Origin of the sequence: Nocardia sp. (assembly GCF_025465275.1) — a bacterium.
In the GTDB taxonomy this organism is placed as follows: Bacteria; Actinomycetota; Actinomycetes; order Mycobacteriales; family Mycobacteriaceae; genus Nocardia.
Window position 1 is genome coordinate 13,646 of the sequence record NZ_JAODNK010000176.1, and the last position, 17,349, is coordinate 30,994.

Here is a 17,349-nt window from a genome sequence, read left to right on the forward strand (position 1 = left end):
CCGGCGAACAGTGGCAGGAATGCCATGATGCGATAGGATTCTGACATGGACCAGAACGGGCCGGGAACGCACACCGATCCAGGCACTCTCGCGGTCGCCGTGGCGCCGGGCATGCCGATTTTCGAAGTCGCCATTCCCTACCAGGTGTTCTACGAGCCGCCACTGGGCGTCGATCCCGACACGTGGTACCGCTTCCAGCTCTGCGGTCCGCGCGGCACCCGGTCGGCGGAGCTGCGAGATCCGTTCGTGGCGTTGACCGATCACGATTACGACGATCTGGTCCGCGCCGATACCGTCATCGTCCCGTCCGTCCCGAATGTGCGCGAAGACCCGCCCGCCGATCTGGTGGACGCCGTCCGCGCGGCCTACGAGGCCGGCGCCCGCGTCGCCTCGCTGTGCACCGGAGCCTTCGTACTGGCGGCCGCCGGGCTGCTCGACGGCCGCCGCATGACCACACACTGGCGGCATATCAGCGCACTCTCCGAACGCTTTCCGCACCTCGAGGTCGACCCGTCGGTGCTCTATATCGATGACGGCCGCATCCTCACCAGTGCGGGCACCATGGCGGGAATGGACCTGTGCATCCACCTGATTCGCAAGGATCTGGGGTCGGGGGCGGCCAATGCCGCCGCCCGCTATCTCGTGGTGCCCCCGCACCGAGCGGGCGGCCAGGCGCAGTACCTGGAATCGCCGGTCCCCATCTACCCGGACGACAGCGGCCTGTCGGCCACGCTGCAGTGGGCCATCCACCGCTTGGACCGGCCGCTCACCGTCTCGGATCTGGCCCGGCATGCCAATACCAGCGAACGCACCCTCGCCCGCCACTTCCACGCCGAACTGGGCGGCACCCCGCTGCAGTGGCTGCTCACCCAGCGGCTGATCCGCGCCCGGGAACTGCTGGAGGCCAGCGACTTTCCCGTCGATATTGTCGCCGAACGCTGCGGTCTCGGCACTGCCGCGAACCTCCGCGCGCACTTCGGCCGCGAGGTGGGCGTCTCACCGAGCGAATACCGCCGCTCTCATCGCGCCAGCAGGCACGAGGTTGTCACCGGTTGAGATCCGCTGTGTCGCTGTAGGAGTCGGCCAGGATGTAATCGGCCAGTAGCCCGTACTTGTCGGGGTCGATGCCGTCGTCGAGCGGCACCGCCACGGCGACCGTGCCCTCCTCCTCGCCGACGAACAGGGCCGGGTCATTGCAGTCGGCGAAGCCGATCGCGTCGAGGCCCGCCTGCGCCGCTCCGCCGCACCAACCATGATCGGCGACAACAAGATCCGGCATCCGATCGCCGGTGTGCGCGAGCTCTGCGAGCACGATCTGAACGGGCTCGGCCGAATGCGTATGGATCGGGCCGCCCGGATCGTGCAGCGTCGCGACGCCCAGGAAGAAGTCGACCTCCAGTCGCTGTATTCCGTACCGCGTCTCGCCGTCGTATCCCAGTCCCGCACCGGCATTCACGACCGTGCCACCCGCTTGCTCCAACGCCGCGGCCAGCAGTTGATAGAAAGGCCCGAGCGTGCGCGGATGACCGGTGGCGAACAGCACCCGCTGCCGATCCCGCAGCGCCACCCGGAATCGCGCGGCATACCGATCCAGTGCAGCGGCCGTCCGCTCCGGATCGATGGTGTCCACCCCGCGCCGGAAATTCAGCCGCGGACTCACCCCCACCTTGCGCGCCATCAGCTCCAGCACCGCATCCGCGGTCCACTGCGGCCCCGGATCCAGCCCGAACAAATAATCCGGATCCCGATGCGCCAGCAGCAGATAATGCAGCAGATTGTTCTCCCGAGGCGTGGCCACCCGCCCCGCCATTCCGGTCGCCAGCAGATGCGCGATAAGTGCTTCCCGGTTCGGTGCCATCCAGCGAGCCTAACGCCGCTCCCCGAGTGACGCTGGTTTCATCTGCCCCCCAAAGGAATCCACCCGCGTCGTCATCCCGGCATGCTTTTTGCCGGGATCCACCGGCTGTGCTCCAACGGGTTCTGTGGATCCCGGCCAAAAGCGTGCCGGGATGACGAGGGATTTCGAGCCGGGCAGGCCGACGAGGGGCTTCGAGCCGAGCAGGCCGACGAAAACGGCCTGGGCCGACCGAATTCGGTTGCCCAGGCCGTTCTCGTGGTGGGTCTAGCGCTGGCTGACGGCGCCTTCGGCGGCTTCGGCCCATTCGCGCCACTGCTGGGCTTGTTCCAGGGCCTTTTCGGCATCGCGGGTTTTGCCTGCGGCCTGGGCTTTTGCGGCCTGCTCCTCGTATTGCGCTACGCGCTCGCGGAATTGGGCGGCGCGGGCCATGGCCTCCGGATCGGAGCGGCGCCACTGGGCGTCGACGGCATCGCGGACGCGCTTTTCGACGGCGCGCAGGCGGGCCTCGAGGTCGTGGATGCGCTCGCGCGGGACCTTGCCGATGGCATCCCACTTCTCCTGCAGATCGCGCAGGGAGGCGCGGGCCGAATCCAGACCGGTTTCGGTATTGAGGCCTTCGTAATGCAGCAGCAGCTCTTCCTTGGCTGTCGCATTGTCCTCGAATTCGGCATCACGCTCGGAAGCGGCGGAGTTGCGGGCCGCGAAGAACACATCCTGTGCGGCCTTGAAGCGCTTCCACAGCTGCTCGTCGGCCTCGCGGGGTGCGCGTCCGGCGGCCTTCCATTCGGCCAGCAGATCCCGGAAGACGGCGGCGGTGCCGGCCCAGTCGGTGGAGCTGGAGAGCTCCTCGGCCCGGATGCACAGCCCTTCCTTATGGGTCTTGGCGGAGGCGCGTTCCCGATCCAGTTCGGCGAAGTGCGCGCCGCGGCGGCGGTTGAACGCCTCGCGGGCTTTGGAGAAGCGCCGCCACAGCGCGTCGTCGACCTTGCGGTCCACACCGCGAATGGTCTTCCACTCGTCGAGGATCTCGCGCAGCCGATCGCCCGCGACCTTCCACTGCGTGGATTCGGTGGCGATCTGCTCGGCTTCGGCGGCCAGCGCCTCTTTGCGCTCGGTTTGCTCGTGCCGGGAGCGGTCCTTCTCTTCCTTGGCGTGCGCGGCCGCCTCGTCGGAGTGCTCGATAATGGCCTGCAGCCGGGTCGTCAGCCCATCGATATCACCGATGACAGCCGCGGTCGGCAATGTTTCGGCAAGCGCGGTGGCGGCGGTCTTGGTCTTACGGGCGTCGGTACCGGCGGCGAGCCGGGCCTCCAGCAGCGCCACCTCGGTGGCGATATCGTCGAAGCGACGGCCGAAGTGAGCCAGGCCCTCGGCGGTATCGCCGGCCTGCCAGGAGCCGACAACACGCTCGCCCTCGATGGTCTTGACCCAGGCGGTGCCGTCCTCATCGACCCGTCCCCACTGGCTGGGGTCGCTCACGGCAGGCACCACCACCGGATGCGGATGCGGGGTCGTAGAGCCGGGAGCAGGCTTGACGGCGTGCGGTTTCGGGGCTTCCGGTTTGCGCGGCCCGGGCCCCGGACGGGGACCGGCGACAGTGGCCGGTGACGGTCGAGCGGCGGCGCCGGGCACAGGCGTCGGTGTCGACTCCGGTTGGGTAGCCTTCTCGTTTCCGCTGTTCTCGGTCATCGCTCCTCGTCCCTGCCGCGCGTCACGGCTGCCTGGTTACGCCCTAGCTCATCTGTCTAGCACAACCCATTCAACCAGGCTGGGGTGCGAAATGCTGTCTTTGAGGCCACCTAAGCGGCGCGGCGACCCGGGCGGGGTGGGGCTGGTGAGGCACGGTAGCGCTACGGTTGACGGCGTGTTCTGTGTTGCGTCGCTGGTTCCCTCACCGCCCGCCCTGGTACCCGAACTCGGGGGCGCGGCAGGCGCAGCGACCGACGGTGAAGTAGCTGTGCTGCGCAGCGCTGTTTTGTCCGCCGCGGGAGCGCTCTCCGAGCAGGTGTCGCGCTGGATCGTGGTCGGCGCGGCCGAGTCCGATCGGGTCCTGGGCCCGGAGACGGTGGGCACGTTCCGGAGCTACGGCGTCGATGTGCGCGTGGGTTTGTCAAGGGCCGTGGCACATACGACGGCCGACCCGGCGCTGCCGCTGCCGCTGCTGATCGGTGGCTGGCTCCGTGAGCAGGTCGCTCCCGAAGCCTCCGCGCAGGCCCGCTTGATAGCCGCCGACAGCACACCCGCGGAGTGTGTGGCCCTCGGCACCCGGCTCCGCGCCGAGCTCGATGCCGAGACCGACCGGTATGGCGTCCTGATTGTCGGCGACGGTGCGGCAACCATGTCCACGAAGGCGCCCCGATACCTCGATGCGCGCGCGGAAGCGGTGCAGGCGGATATCGATCGAGCGCTCACGGCGGGGGACCGGGCCGCGCTGGCCGCCCTCGACCCGCAGCTGTGCGCCGAACTGGATGTCGCCGGCCGCCCGGCCTATCAGGTCCTCGCCGGTCTGTTCGGTGCTGATGACACCGATCCGAAGGTCGAAACCTACTACGCCGCAGCCCCGTTCGGTGTGGCGTACCACGTGAGCGTCTGGCACCCGGGCGGCACGGCATGATCACCCCCATTGCGGTTGTCGGCCCCACCGCGACCGGAAAATCCGATCTGGCACTGGATCTGGCGGAGCGACTACACGGCGAGATCGTGAATATCGATGCCATGCAGCTGTATCGCGGTATGGATGTCGGCACCGCGAAACTGCCCGTCGAGGAACGCCGCGGCATCGTGCACCACCAGCTCGACGTTCTCGATATCACCGAGACCGCCACGGTCGCCGCCTATCAAACCGCCGCGCGCGCCGATGTGGAGGCGATTATGGCGCGCGGCCACACACCGGTCATCGTCGGTGGTTCGATGATGTACGTGCAGGCGCTGCTGGATGATTGGGACTTCCCGGCGACCGACCCGACGGTCCGCGCCAAATGGGAAGCCCTGCTGGAGGAGCGCGGTGTGGTGGTCGTGCACGAAGCGCTGCAGGCCGCCGATCCGGTCGCCGCCGCCACCATCCTCCCCACCGACGGCCGCCGCATGGTGCGCGCCCTCGAGGTGGTCGAACTGACCGGCAGGCCGTTTGCCGCCTCCGCTCCGCAGATCGGCGAACCCCGCTGGGGCGCCATCATTCTGGGTGTGGACCGCGAGACCACCGAACTCGACGCCCGCATCGAGCTGCGTACCGCCGGCATGTTCGAATCCGGATTGCTCGACGAAGTGCGCACGCTCATCGACCAGGGACTACGCGACGGCCAGACCGCCCGCCGCGCAATCGGTTACGCACAAGTCCTGGACTACCTGGACAACGAATACGACCTGAACGAAGCACAGGAGCGCACCTTCATCGGTACCCGGCGCTATGTCCGGCGCCAGCGCTCCTGGTTCCGCCGCGATACGCGGGTGCGATGGGTGAACGGCGCGGACCCCCAGCTGGCGGCCACGGCGCTGGCCCTCATCGACTCCTCGACCGAGAAGGATGAACAGGAAGTGCGGTAAGTGACCCGTCGCGCGAACGCCCGCAATGCCTCGGTCCAGGTGTGGCAGGCGTACCTGAAGAATCGTGCCAGCCGGCTTCGGGACAATCGGTTTCTGGTGCACGGCATGCGGCCGATCGCCCAGGCGCTCGAATGCCGTTGGCCGCTGGAGACTCTCGTCTACCGCCTGGGCGGTCCGGAGCCGTCGGCGTGGGCCCGGCAGGTGCTCGACTCGAGCGGCGTACCGAGCGTCGGACTGGTGCCCGAGGTGATGGCCGAACTGGCAGAGCCCTCGGAACAGGTGCCGGAACTGGTGGCGGTGGCCATCTCGCGGCGCATGGAGCTGGAGGATTTCGCGCCCGGTACTCCGGAGAATCCGCCGAATGTGGTGGTGATCGACCGCCCGGTCTCAGCCGCGCGGCTGGGCGGGCTCATTCGTTCGGCGGCGGCCTTCGGGGCGGGCGGCGTGATCATTACCGGTTCCGGCGCAGACCATTACGATCCGCGCAGCGTGCAGGCGTCCGACGGCGCGCTTTTCGCGGTGCCGGTATTACGTGCCTCCGGGCCGGCGCAGGTGCTCGCATTCCGGGACCGGCAGCGCCGGCGCGGTATCGCCACCCGTATCGTCGGCAGTGACGATCACGGCGGAATCGCCCTCGACGAGCTCGAATTCGGCGGCGGCACCGTACTGGTCATCGGTGATGAAAGCGAGACGCTCGGCCCCGCCTGGCAGCAGGCGTGCGACGAGCTGGCGTGCATTCCGTCGGACGGCACCCTCGGTGCGCCGTCGGCGGCGGCAGTGGCCCTGTACGAAATTTCCCGGCAACGCCGGGCGTTGCGGTGAAAACTTCGGGTCCGGGTACGACGGTGTTGGTGAGGACGACATGGTGAACGAGAGCGCAGCTGACATCGAATTCAGCAAGGGGCACGGCACTCAGAACGATTTTGTGGTGCTGCCCGATCCGGACGCGTGGCTGGAACTGACCGAGTCGCGCGTCGCGGCCCTGTGCGATCGCCGGCGCGGCATCGGCGCAGACGGCGTCCTGCGCGTGGCGCGGGCGGGTGCACTCCTCGAGACCGGCACCCTGCCGGTGCTCCCCGAGGGCGTGAGTCCCAGCGACTGGTTCATGGATTACCGCAATGCCGACGGCTCGATCGCCGAAATGTGCGGCAACGGCGTCCGTGTCTTCGCCCACTATCTGGTCGCGACGGGTCTCGAACAGAGCGAAGAGTTCGTAGTCGGCAGCCGCGCGGGCGCACGCCCGGTCGTTGTGCACCACGCCGATCCCGTGCACGGTGAGGTCACCGTCGCCATGGGCAAGGTCCGCGTACTCGGCCCCTCGACCGCCACCCTGGACGGTCGTGAATTCACCGGCCTCGGCATCGACGTCGGAAACCCGCACCTGGCCTGTGTGGACGCCACCCTCACGCATCAGGAACTGGGCGAACTCGACTTCACCCACGCTCCGTCCTTCGACCACACCCTCTTTCCGAAGGGCGTGAACGTGGAAATCCTCACTGCTCTGGGCGTCGCGTCGGACGGCCAGCGCGGTGTAGACATGCGTGTCTTCGAGCGGGGAGTGGGCGAAACCCGTTCCTGCGGAACAGGAACCGTCGCCGCGGCAGCCGCCGCCCTGGCTCGCGACGGCTTCGACCTCGCCACCGACACCGGCCACGTCCAGGTCCACATCCCCGGCGGCACCGTCACCGTAGGCATCGAAAACGGCGCAGCCTGGCTCCGCGGCCCCTCGGTTCTCGTGGCCAGCGGAAGAATCGCCGCCAAATGGTGGCAGGACGCTTGATACGAATCGCTCTGAAATAACCGAATGCGCTGTTCCGTTGGTCCGTGGGACTATGGAGGCGTATGAGTAAACAAGAGACGTACGAGTTCACTCCCGCTGAGGAGAACACCGACGACGCCGAGGCCGGTTGGTCCGCGTCGCCGACAGTCGGTGAGATGCAGCTGGACGAGCGCGCCGCATTGCGCCGCACCGCCGGGCTGTCCACCGAACTCGAGGATGTCACCGAGGTCGAGTACCGGCAGCTGCGCCTGGAGCGTGTGGTGCTGGTCGGCGTCTGGACCGAGGGCAGCACCGCCCAGGTCGATGCGCGCATGGCCGAGCTGGCCGCCCTCGCCGAGACCGCCGGTTCGGAGGTGCTCGATTCGCTGATCCAGCGCCGCGATAAACCGGACAAGGCCACCTACATCGGCTCCGGCAAGACCGAGGAGCTGCGGGCCATGGTCCTCGAGACCGGCGCCGATACGGTCATCCTCGACGGTGAACTGAGCCCCGCGCAGCTGACCGCGCTGGAGAAGATAGTCAAGGTGAAGGTCATCGACCGCACCGCCTTGATTCTGGATATTTTCGCCCAGCACGCCACCTCTCGTGAGGGCAAGGCGCAGGTCGCGCTCGCGCAGATGCAGTACATGCTGCCGCGACTGCGCGGCTGGGGTGAGTCCATGTCCCGGCAGGCCGGTGGTCGCGCCGGCGCCAATGGTGGTGTCGGTACCCGTGGTCCCGGTGAGACCAAGATCGAGACCGACCGGCAGCGCATTCGTGAGCGCATGGCCAAGTTGCGCCGCGAGATTCGCGAGATGAAGACCTCTCGCGATACCAAGCGCGCTCGCCGTGTCGAGAGTGGCGTACCGCAGGTGGCCATTGTCGGCTACACCAATGCGGGCAAGTCGAGTCTGATGAATTCGCTCACCGGCGCCGGGCTGCTGGTACAGGACGCGCTCTTCGCGACCCTGGATCCGACCACCCGTAAGGCCGCGCTGGAAGACGGGCGTGAGGTCGTCTTCACCGACACCGTCGGTTTTGTCCGGCATCTGCCCACCCAGCTGGTCGAGGCCTTCCGCTCCACCCTCGAAGAGGTCACCGGCGCGGATCTGCTGCTGCATGTGGTGGACGGCTCCGACCCGCTGCCCGACGGTCAGATCAAGGCCGTGCGCGAGGTCATTACCGATGTGCTGCGCGACACCAAGACGCCCGCGCCGCGGGAACTGCTGGTGGTCAATAAGATCGACGCCCTCGAGCCGATGGAGCTGACCCAGCTGCGCGGCTGGCTGCCGGATGCGGTCTTCGTCTCCGCCAAAACCGGTGAGGGCATCGAGGCGCTGCGCGCCCAGCTCGCCAATATTCTCGGCGGTCTGGATGTGGAGGTCAGCGTGCTGCTGCCCTACACCCGTGGTGATCTGCTGGCCCGCATTCACGCGGACGGCCGCATCATCAGCTCCGAGCACGTGGAGTCCGGCACCCGGGTCCGCGCCCGCGTCCCGCAGTCGCTGGCCGGTGCGCTGACCGAATTCGTCTCTGCCGGTACGGAACCGGCCGAAACCGACTGAGCCGCAAAGGTCCGCAAGGGCCGGGCTTACCCGACTGGGTCCCCTGCGGGGATTTTCGTTAGCATGCTGTTATCGAAATCTCTGCAGGGAGGGATGTCTTGTCTCGAAATGACGCTCGAAAGTCCGAGACGCCGGGGCTCACGGATGGGGCGCCGTTGCATGTCGCGTTGACCGATACCGATCGGCGCGCGATCGAATTGCTGGTGGCGCCGTCGCGCGCCTGGTTCAGTCCGCGCTTCTACGGGTTGGAGAATTTCCCGGCCGAGGGTCCGGTGCTGCTGGTCGGCAACCACACCCTGGCCGGTGGGACGGATGCGCCGGTGCTGGCGCACGAGATCCTCGTCGAACATGACCGGCTGGTGCGGGGCCTCGCCGAGAATGTGCTCATCGATGTGCCGGTCTTGCGAGATGGCTTGCACCGCTTGGGAGTTGTGCGCGGCAATCGGCACAACTGCTACGCGCTGCTGGAGGCGGGCGAGGCGGTGGCGGTCTTCCCCGGCGGTGGCCGGGAAGCCATGCGCGGCAAGGGGCAGAAGTACAAGCTGCTCTGGGAGGGCCGAACGGGCTTCGCGCGCATGGCAATCGAGACCGGTGCGCCGATCGTGCCGATCGCCATGGTCGGTGGCGACGATATCTACGACATCGTCTTCGACGGCAACCATCCGGTCATGCGCCCGCTGCGCAAGGCGGTCACGGGTCTGGGGCTGCGCGCGAATCTGACGCCGCCGCTGATTCGCGGCCTCGGCCCGACGCTGGTGCCCAAGCCGGAGCGCTTCTACTACGCGCTGGGAACGCCGATCGATACCAGCCCGTGGCGCGATGCCCCGGATATCGAGGCCGCTGCCGTCGAACTTCAGGCGGTGACGCGCAAGGCACTCGAAGGTGAGCTCGATTTCCTGCTCGCCGAGCGGTCCCGGGACCGTGGCCGCCATCTGCTCGGACGCACGCTCTCAGCCATGGGTCTGTGACTTGCCGATCTCTCGGTAGTTTACCGGGGTTCAGTGGCTTCGTACCGCGAGGTCAAGGGAGACACTCGCAGTTCGAACCACTTTTCCGGGGTTCGAAGTTAACCCTGATTCGACTTTCTAGTACCGTGTCAGGCAGAGGCATGTGCCGATGTGGTCACTCAGGAGGTTGGCGTGGAACGCACTATTTTCGAACCTGAACACGATCTGTTCCGGGAGTCGTTCCGAAAGTTTCTCGACCAGCACGTCGCTGCCAATCATGAGCAGTGGGAGCACGACGGCATTGTCGATCGCACGGTCTGGCTGGAGGCCGGCAAGCAGGGCTTCCTCGGTATGGCGGTGCCGGAGGAGTACGGCGGCGGTGGCGTGAAGGACTTCCGCTACAACGCCGTTGTCACCGAAGAGGTCACCTACGGCCAGTACTCGGGTCTCGGCTTCGGCCTGCACAATGACGTGATCGCCCCCTACCTGCTGGAGCTCGCGAACGAGGAGCAGAAACAGCGCTGGCTGCCCGGCTTCTGCTCCGGCGAGATCATTACCGCCATTGCCATGACCGAGCCCGGCACCGGCTCCGACCTGCAGGGCATCAAGACCCGCGCGGTCAAGGACGGCGACGACTGGATCCTCAACGGCTCCAAGACCTTCATCACCAATGGCGTCAATGCCGATATCGTGATCGTGGTCGCGCAGACCGATCCGGCGAAGGGCGCCATGGGCTTCTCGCTGCTGGTGGTCGAGCGCGGGATGGCCGGCTTCGAGCGCGGCCGCAATCTGGACAAGATCGGCCTCAAGGCGCAGGACACCGCCGAACTGTCGTTCCAGGATGTGCGCGTCCCGGGTAAGAACCTGCTCGGCGCCGAGGGGCAGGGTTTCATCCACCTCATGCAGAACCTCCCACAGGAGCGCCTGTCCATCGCCGTCATGGCGGCGGCGGCCATGGAGGGCTCGCTGAAGGGCACCATCCAGTACGTACGCGACCGCAAGGCGTTCGGCAAACCCATTGGCGCCCAGCAGAACACCCGCTTCGTATTGGCCGAGCTGGCCACCAAGACCACGGCCGTGCGGGTCTTCGTCGACCGCTGCATCGAGCTGCTCAATCAGGAGAAGCTCACCGTGGAGGAGGCCGCCATGGCCAAGTACTGGAGCACCGAGGAGCAGCTGGACCTCATCACCAAATGCCTGCAGCTGCACGGTGGCTACGGCTACATGCGGGAGTACCCGATCGCCAAGGCGTACATGGATGCCCGGGTGCAGACCATCTACGGCGGCACCACCGAGATCATGAAGGAAATCATCGGGCGCAGCCTGAAACTGGCCTGATAGGACCCGGTTTCGGCGCCCCGCGCCGACCGCTGCAGCAGCCTCGATTCCGTGAGACCCTCGCTACTTCGCAAGCAGTAGCGAGGGTCTCGGCATAATTGGTTGTGGCGCAACGTTATCTAAGGTTGTCTGAGGGTAAGACGGCCTGCGGGTCCGACCAAAGGAGTACCTGGGCCGCGACCTCCGGGCGATGCCCAGGACGGCCGAATCGCGCAGAATTGCCGGGGTGGTTCGTTACCGCAAGCATTCTGTAGGGAAGTTCCCAGCCTTGACGGATTTGACGCACAGGTTCGGAGACGAGGGTAGCCCTAGCAACCTGAATCGTCCGTCACAGCGATGTGAGATCTGATCGACCTGGTGAAATGGAGAAGACAGTGCCCGCTACGTTTCCGAGATCAGTCGCCGTGGTTATGCCGGATATCGCGCACGACTACAGCCGGCTCGGGTGGACGGTCGCCGAAACCGCCAATGGCGCTTGCTTGATCACCGACCAGGCGATCGCGGCAATCGAGGTCAGCGGCGTCCTGGCCGCGAGGGTGGGCCAGTTCCTACGGGCGAACAAGCTGATCGGCCCGGTGATCGAAATGCCGGGGCCGCAGCGCCGCGAGATCCACCTGGTGGTCGGCATCGCCAAGGCGGCAAAGGCAATCGAAGCACTGCGCGCCGCCGGCGCGATCGTGTACACCGACGGCGCCGGAGTTCCGCTGCCGCCGGCCCGGGTGTCGAGCGGTGCGGCCCGCTGGCAGATTTCCCCGGAAGAGGCCCGCTGGGTGCCGCCGGTGGTCGCGGTATCGGCCGCGGTGCGTGCGGCCGGCAGTATCAGCCGTGCGGCCAACAGTGTCAGCAAGCCGAGTCTCGTCGACCTGGCCTGCTGAAACCCACTGCCGGAGCACGCTTCCGGAGCTGTCAGTGCAGGTAGGCCGCGCTTTGCGCGGCTACCAGATTCACCAGATCCCGTTGGGCGAGAGTGAAGTCGAGCAGATGCAGTCCCCAGGTCTCGTTCGGGAGGGCGGGCAGTAGTGCGGCGCCCGGCCCTTCGATCATCAGCACATGCGGTCCGTCACCGTCGGTGCATCGGGCGCTGAATCCGTTCGCCACGATGCCGTGGATGGGGGCCTCGAGATTGTCGTGCAGGGCGGCCGGGTTGGTGCACAGCACCTCGTAATCCGGTCCGTACGGCAGGTTTCCGCGGACGGCCGAATCATCCGGGACCTGCGGCGAAACACCGTAGCGGGTGTCGGACGGTGGTGTTCGCGAGAAGGACGAGTACGCGACGACGCAGCCGGTCTGACCCGGGTCGGTGCACGCCGGAACGGCCGCGAAATCGCCGCCGGCCGTCGAGCCCTTGCGGACCAGTACATTGCCGCCGAGCAGCAGCGCCGAAACCAATTGTGATTGCACGGGTTTTCCGTCGATCCGATTGTGGATCAGGGTCCGCAGCATTCGGGCGCCCTGCGAATGCCCGATGAGGACCACGCCGCGTCCATTGTTGTGGTGCGTCAGATAGTCGTCCCACGCGTGTTCGACGTCCTGGTACGCGAGGTCCGCCGCCGTGCTGCGGTCCCGCGCGGAGCCGGAGAACAGTGCGTGCAGCGTCGCCTGCCGGTATACCGGAGCCCACACATTGCAGTCCGCGCCGAACGGTCCCGCCTGTGCCCGAGCCACTTCCCGCAGCTCCGGTGAGGCGTCGAAGTTCGCGTTCGTGGTCTGCTGCAGGGAGGCGGTGGGATAGATATAGAAGCAGTCGACAGGTGCGCCCGAGCGGCCGCCGCACGGGTCGCCGGCCTGGCCGGGGCTGCACAGCCAGGTGCTTTCCGGTTCGGCCGCTGCGGTGGGGGCAGTGACCGCGAAGCTGGCGACGACCGTGAAAACCGCGCTACACCACAGCGCCGCCGAGACTGGGATACGAATCAATTGCGAAACTCCTTGCCGTAGTGCTCGAGATCTGCGGTGAGAGCTGGCACGGGATCAAGTACACCGTCAGTTTAGGTGTGCACGTGTACTAGCTTGCTGGCATGAAGTTTTTGCTCCCGGCATTGGCCGGTGCGGCCGCCGTGCTGATGGCTGCCGGTTTTCCCGGACCGGTCACGGTCGCCCACGCCGATCCCGGTGCGGGCTCGTCCGATATCGCGGGCGGTTGTTCCTGGTCGATGGAACTCTCACCGCGCACCCTGGGCACGCTGAACTTCGCTTACCCCGACAGCGGTGCGGCGTACTGGATCCTGCCCTACCAGGTCAGTCCCACACTGAATATCACTGTGTCCGGGCAGTTCCCGGACGCGCGATACATGTCGTTCAATACCTACGACAGCAGGTTCAGCAGCTTCACCGCCGCGGGCATCGATTCGGCGCTACCGGATGACCACATCACCCCCGCTGCCGATGCGGTCAATCCGTGGCAGCAGGCGGGAGCGCCGGGCGGCAACTACAGCATTTCGGTGCGCGGGGATGCTAGTCCGGGACAGCCGAATGTCCTGCCGCTCGCCCCGGCCGGAACCAGCAGCGGGATCGGATACCTGATCTACCGCGTCTACCTGCCCACCGGCGGACCCGGGGCAGTATCGCTGCCGAGCGTGACCCTCACCGATCATGGGACATCGAACACCTTGCGCCCCTGCGTCGGTGGCGTTGCCGGCGAGGCGCTCGGCACGGTGCTCGGCGCGGCCGATGATCTCATCGCGTTGCGTTCCATGCTGCCGTCCGCGCCTTCGGCGCCGACCGGTTTCCGGCGGGTCACCGGTGCGGGCGCGTTCCCCAATGTCGACAATGCCTACCTGGCCGATGCCCTCGACCGCCCGGCCGACGGGCAGGTCGTTCTCATCCACGGCAAGGCCCCCACCGTCCCCGCAGGGCCGCATCCGACGCCTTGGCCGAATGCGAGCGCCGACGTCCGCTATTTCTCGCTCTGTGTCAATATGCTCGACCTCCCCGGTCCGGTGGTGCGGAACGCATTGCCCGACAACACGGTTGATGTCGGATGCCGCAATGACACCGATACGCGAATCGACTCGAGCGGTGACTACACCTACGTGGTCGGCACCGAGCAGCAGCGATCCGCGATCGAGGCGGTTCCCGGTGTCACCTTCGTGCCCTGGTCATTGCAGGGCCCGAATGCCCGGCACGCGATCCTGTTGCGGAATATGCTGCCCGACAGCAATTTCGGGCAAGCCGTGCAGTACGTGGCGCCCAACTCCGATCCGGCGGTCGCCGCCTCGGTCATGGGCGATTACTACCCCAGTACGGCAACCTGCACGATCGAGGCGCTGCAAGCGGGCAACTGCTCAGCCTGAAAGTTGCCTGACCGATACAGGTTTGCGGTGCTGAGCCGCCATTTTTGGGGTGATGTCCACCCTGATCTGGAAGGACTACAGTGCAACTGCGCTGGATTGCTCCTCCGATCGGAGTTCGGAAATGTCGTACGGGGCTAGGGTTTTCGCGGTCTGGTTGGTACCGCCCGCATTGATCGGCCTGTTCTGGCTGGTATGCGCGCTGCTGGCGCCGGGGTTCGGCACGCAGAACGGTCTGCGGGCGTGGTTCTTCAACGTCATCGAGCACGGCAGCGGACTGTGGTGGGCGCTCGCGTACGTGGCCGTGGGGGTGCTGGCGTACGGGGTCACCGACTCCCTCAGTGCCCTGAGCGGGATCGGTGTGCTGCTGCTGGTGGTGGCGGTTGTCGGCGTCGGAGTGTTCCTATATGGGCTCGACAAGAACGAGGGCCGCTACTACGCGGGGGCCGCGACGTTCTATGTCCATGACCCCGGCCATGTTCCGGGCTCGGTGCACCTGCTCGCGGACGGCGGCGCGCACAATTCCGACGGCTGCGCGATCAAGGGCCGGCACGATGTGTACGGCTGCATCAAACAGGGTGATCTGTCGCCGGCGGGATGGGATCCCCGGGTCGGTTCACTCGATGGTGCGCAGATCGCGCTGTCCAGGGCGACCGGGGATGTGCAGGCGGTGAGTCTGCGCACCGAGACCATCACCTACCTCAATGGCAAGGACGGCGCATCGGGCGCGTGGAGCGGTGTGCTCGACGGCAGCGGTATCGATGTGCCGCTGGGCGGTGTGGCGCAGTGGACGGGGCAGGGCAATGCCACCGAATGCAACTTCACCGGTGACTACGGCATCGACCGGGCGTTCGGCGGTGCGCGCAAGAACAGCCTGAACAATCTGCTGAAGGAGAAGTACCCGCTGCTCGGCTTCGAGATGGGCGACGTGTGGGGTTACTGCGACGGCAAGGAGCCGGTTGTGGCCATCCCCGTCACCGAGCCGGTGGCCTGGACCCATCGCACCGTGACCGCTCCCGCCGGTGTGATCACCGTGCGCGGCGACCACGGCCACATCAAGCTCGACTATCAGCGTGATGTGGCGGCCGGTGCGCTGCCCGGACCGGTCTACCCGAAGTCCCTGACGGCCTACCAGCGCGCCGAGGACAAATGGGCGGCGGGCCGAGAGAACATGAACCGCAACCACTTCGGCTTCGACCCGGCCACCTCCGGCGCGCAGAGCGGCAATGTCTCCGAGTACCTGCTGCGCGACAAGACCACCGGCCGCTTGCAGTGGGTCACTCCGATGACATTGCGCGGCAGCACCTCCGAACTGTTCGTCGCCTATTCGATCACGCCCGCAGACGAGGTGCACCGCGGCAATCCGAACCCGCAGTCGGTCTATGTTCTCGACGACAATGACCCGCGCCGTATCAATATCGACAATCTGGATGCCGATGCCCGCTCCTGGCTGGCGACCAATGCCGGAACCGTAATGTCCAACGGCGGCAAGCTGGTCGAGTTCACGCCGATCGACGGCGACACCTGGCGCGGCTTCGTCGAATTCAACGGCCGGGTGGCCTATCGCGTGGATATCAGTGCGAGCCATAAGAGTCCGGTCCAATTGGTGAAACTCGACGACACCGGAGCAGCGGCCCTCGCAGCACCCGGCCAATCACCCGCCGCGGCCAATGCGGACTGTGCCAAGGATCTCGCGGGCCTCACGCCGGCTCAACTGGCTCAATGCGCCAAGGTCTTCGTTGATGAACTCGCCAATCGGCAGGGTCAGCAACCGCCCCGATAGGCCCTGGGCGACGCGCCGTGCGGACCGGTTCTCCCACCGCGAGCGCCGGTGGCCTGGACCATAGATCCATGGTGACTTTCCGGAAGTGTCAGCGTTCTGCCTGCACCGCGACCGTTTTCTTGGCCATGGGCGCCGCCCTGGCGTTCACCGCCGCCCCGGCGCTCGCCGCGAGCACCATCCAGATCGCCGGTGCCGCGGCGGACGAGGTGGGGGTCCGCTACACCTGTGATGCCGGTGCCGGAGTGGCAAGCATTCAGGCGATGGTGGGGGACCCCAATGCCAGCAGCGCGGCGGCCACCGGCGCTCAGAACAATCCCACCTGTGACGGCGCCGAACATACCGCCACAGTCTCCCTGTCCGCGGTAGCCGGCCAACCGTCGCTGGCGAAGGGCCAGAGCGTGCAGGTGCGGGCCGCCCTGGTCGATCAGAGCGAAACCGTCATCTCCGGAACGGCCGCCGTACTCACCCTGGACTGACTTCATCGGCTCACGGGATCAGTGGCCGCAGCTGGGATACGCCGTCGGTGAGAGCTGCACCGGCGGCGGACCAGCTGATATCGGCGGACTGTGACGTCAGTACCACCACGGCGTAGCGCAGTGGCTGATCGGGGCCCAGACCGACGAGTCCGGTGGTGTCCAGGGTGGTGGAGCTGTCCAGGGACATCCAGCCCTGCTTCACCGCCCAGTCGTCGCCGTTCAGCCCGTCCGGAATACCGAAGTACTGATCGGTGCCGTCGGCGGAGATCTGCGTGGCGCCCCGCAGTGCCATGAGGATCAGGTTGCTCGCCGAGGGCGGGGCCTGAGCGGTGAGCCACTGGTAGAGCGTGACCACATCCTGTGGGGTGGTGAGGGTTTCGCCCCATTCACTGGAATCGGCGGGCGCCTGGGTGCCGGGCATGCCGATGAGATTCGCCATCCGGGTGACGATGGCATCGCCGCCGTCGGCATCCCAGAGCGAGTCGGCAATATCGTCGTCACTGGTGGCGAGCATCTGCTGCAGCTGCCCCGTGGTACCCGAATCGGGTTGCCAGTTCTGGCTTTGCAGATCATCGAGAGCGATCAGAACCTTGACCACCGAAGCTGTGTAGAACTGCTGATCGGAATTCAGGTCGGCGAGCACCGCACCGGTCTGGGTGTCGACCACATCGATGCCCACGGTGGTGCCGGGGGAGGCGGCCTGAATGGCCGATTGCATCTGCAGGGCGATCGCCTGCGGCGACGGGCCGGGAAGGCCGGGGGCGGCGGCCACGGGGGCCGCTGTCGTCACTGG

At 66.7% G+C, this 17,349-nt stretch carries 16 protein-coding genes; 12 read left to right on the forward strand and 4 right to left on the reverse strand.

The annotated features are described in order from the left end of the window. Positions 1-45: 45 nt before the first annotated feature. A complete protein-coding gene (locus tag JWN03_RS36080; protein ID WP_297624788.1) occupies positions 46-1,056 on the forward strand; it encodes a GlxA family transcriptional regulator in 1,011 nt (336 codons plus the stop codon). On the opposite strand, the gene JWN03_RS36085 is transcribed toward JWN03_RS36080, so the two are convergent. After that, entirely contained in the window at positions 1,046-1,858 is an 813-nt protein-coding gene (locus JWN03_RS36085; protein WP_297624791.1) for a phosphatase, read from the reverse strand. The two genes, JWN03_RS36080 and JWN03_RS36085, sit on opposite strands and share 11 nt — an antisense overlap. 264 nt (positions 1,859-2,122) lie before the next feature. Further along, positions 2,123-3,547: a DUF349 domain-containing protein gene (locus tag JWN03_RS36090; protein ID WP_297624793.1), complete on the reverse strand. Its 1,425-nt coding sequence runs from the start codon at positions 3,545-3,547 to the stop codon at positions 2,123-2,125. A 175-nt stretch (positions 3,548-3,722) separates the two neighbouring features. On the opposite strand from JWN03_RS36090, the gene JWN03_RS36095 reads away from it, so the two are divergent. From JWN03_RS36095 to JWN03_RS36130, 8 genes are all read left to right on the forward strand, one after another. Continuing rightward, positions 3,723-4,472: a hypothetical protein gene (locus tag JWN03_RS36095; protein ID WP_297624795.1), complete on the forward strand. Its 750-nt coding sequence runs from the start codon at positions 3,723-3,725 to the stop codon at positions 4,470-4,472. Continuing rightward, positions 4,469-5,401 (forward strand): tRNA (adenosine(37)-N6)-dimethylallyltransferase MiaA, encoded by a 933-nt coding sequence (miaA, locus tag JWN03_RS36100; protein WP_297624798.1) that lies wholly within the window; start codon positions 4,469-4,471, stop codon positions 5,399-5,401. The genes JWN03_RS36095 and miaA overlap by 4 nt, the downstream gene beginning before the upstream one ends. Next, positions 5,402-6,223, forward strand: a complete 822-nt coding sequence (locus JWN03_RS36105; RefSeq protein WP_297624800.1) for a TrmH family RNA methyltransferase — start codon at positions 5,402-5,404, stop codon at positions 6,221-6,223. A 40-nt stretch (positions 6,224-6,263) separates the two neighbouring features. Next, positions 6,264-7,181, forward strand: a complete 918-nt coding sequence (gene dapF / locus JWN03_RS36110; RefSeq protein WP_297624803.1) for a diaminopimelate epimerase — start codon at positions 6,264-6,266, stop codon at positions 7,179-7,181. A gap of 62 nt (positions 7,182-7,243) precedes the next feature. Further along, the gene (gene hflX / locus JWN03_RS36115; protein WP_297624805.1) at positions 7,244-8,725 is read left to right on the forward strand and encodes a GTPase HflX; all 1,482 of its coding nucleotides are present in this window, start codon (positions 7,244-7,246) and stop codon (positions 8,723-8,725) included. A 167-nt stretch (positions 8,726-8,892) separates the two neighbouring features. Continuing rightward, a complete protein-coding gene (locus tag JWN03_RS36120; protein WP_297624807.1) occupies positions 8,893-9,693 on the forward strand; it encodes a lysophospholipid acyltransferase family protein in 801 nt (266 codons plus the stop codon). Between the two features lie 171 nt (positions 9,694-9,864). Beyond that, the gene (locus JWN03_RS36125; RefSeq protein ID WP_297624810.1) at positions 9,865-11,010 is read left to right on the forward strand and encodes an acyl-CoA dehydrogenase family protein; all 1,146 of its coding nucleotides are present in this window, start codon (positions 9,865-9,867) and stop codon (positions 11,008-11,010) included. Between the two features lie 374 nt (positions 11,011-11,384). After that, complete coding sequence (locus JWN03_RS36130) at positions 11,385-11,885, forward strand: hypothetical protein (protein ID WP_297624813.1); 501 nt, start codon at positions 11,385-11,387, stop codon at positions 11,883-11,885. 31 nt (positions 11,886-11,916) lie between these two features. Here the strand turns inward: JWN03_RS36130 and JWN03_RS36135 are convergent, their stop codons facing one another. Continuing rightward, complete coding sequence (locus JWN03_RS36135) at positions 11,917-12,924, reverse strand: DUF3089 domain-containing protein (RefSeq protein ID WP_297624816.1); 1,008 nt, start codon at positions 12,922-12,924, stop codon at positions 11,917-11,919. 101 nt (positions 12,925-13,025) lie between these two features. Between JWN03_RS36135 and JWN03_RS36140 the strand changes: the two genes are divergently transcribed. The 3 genes from JWN03_RS36140 (at position 13,026) to JWN03_RS36150 (ending at position 16,556) form a co-directional block, all read left to right on the forward strand. Then, positions 13,026-14,300 (forward strand): hypothetical protein, encoded by a 1,275-nt coding sequence (locus tag JWN03_RS36140; RefSeq protein ID WP_297624820.1) that lies wholly within the window; start codon positions 13,026-13,028, stop codon positions 14,298-14,300. 121 nt (positions 14,301-14,421) lie between these two features. Further along, positions 14,422-16,080: a hypothetical protein gene (locus JWN03_RS36145; protein ID WP_297624822.1), complete on the forward strand. Its 1,659-nt coding sequence runs from the start codon at positions 14,422-14,424 to the stop codon at positions 16,078-16,080. Between the two features lie 68 nt (positions 16,081-16,148). Next, positions 16,149-16,556: a hypothetical protein gene (locus JWN03_RS36150; RefSeq protein ID WP_297624826.1), complete on the forward strand. Its 408-nt coding sequence runs from the start codon at positions 16,149-16,151 to the stop codon at positions 16,554-16,556. Positions 16,557-16,566: 10 nt separating this feature from the next. Here JWN03_RS36150 and JWN03_RS36155 read toward each other — a convergent pair whose 3' ends face one another. Then, positions 16,567-17,346, reverse strand: a complete 780-nt coding sequence (locus tag JWN03_RS36155; protein ID WP_297624828.1) for a hypothetical protein — start codon at positions 17,344-17,346, stop codon at positions 16,567-16,569. Between the last annotated feature and the right edge of the window lie 3 nt (positions 17,347-17,349).

Coding starts and splice junctions, on each gene's coding strand:
- JWN03_RS36080 (WP_297624788.1), top strand. CDS start 46: ATGGACCAGAACGGGCCGGGAACGCACACCGATCCAGGCACTCTCGCG.
- JWN03_RS36085 (WP_297624791.1), bottom strand. CDS start 1,858: ATGGCACCGAACCGGGAAGCACTTATCGCGCATCTGCTGGCGACCGGA.
- JWN03_RS36090 (WP_297624793.1), bottom strand. CDS start 3,547: ATGACCGAGAACAGCGGAAACGAGAAGGCTACCCAACCGGAGTCGACA.
- miaA (WP_297624798.1), top strand. CDS start 4,469: ATGATCACCCCCATTGCGGTTGTCGGCCCCACCGCGACCGGAAAATCC.
- dapF (WP_297624803.1), top strand. CDS start 6,264: ATGGTGAACGAGAGCGCAGCTGACATCGAATTCAGCAAGGGGCACGGC.
- hflX (WP_297624805.1), top strand. CDS start 7,244: ATGAGTAAACAAGAGACGTACGAGTTCACTCCCGCTGAGGAGAACACC.
- JWN03_RS36140 (WP_297624820.1), top strand. CDS start 13,026: ATGAAGTTTTTGCTCCCGGCATTGGCCGGTGCGGCCGCCGTGCTGATG.
- JWN03_RS36145 (WP_297624822.1), top strand. CDS start 14,422: ATGTCGTACGGGGCTAGGGTTTTCGCGGTCTGGTTGGTACCGCCCGCA.
- JWN03_RS36150 (WP_297624826.1), top strand. CDS start 16,149: ATGGTGACTTTCCGGAAGTGTCAGCGTTCTGCCTGCACCGCGACCGTT.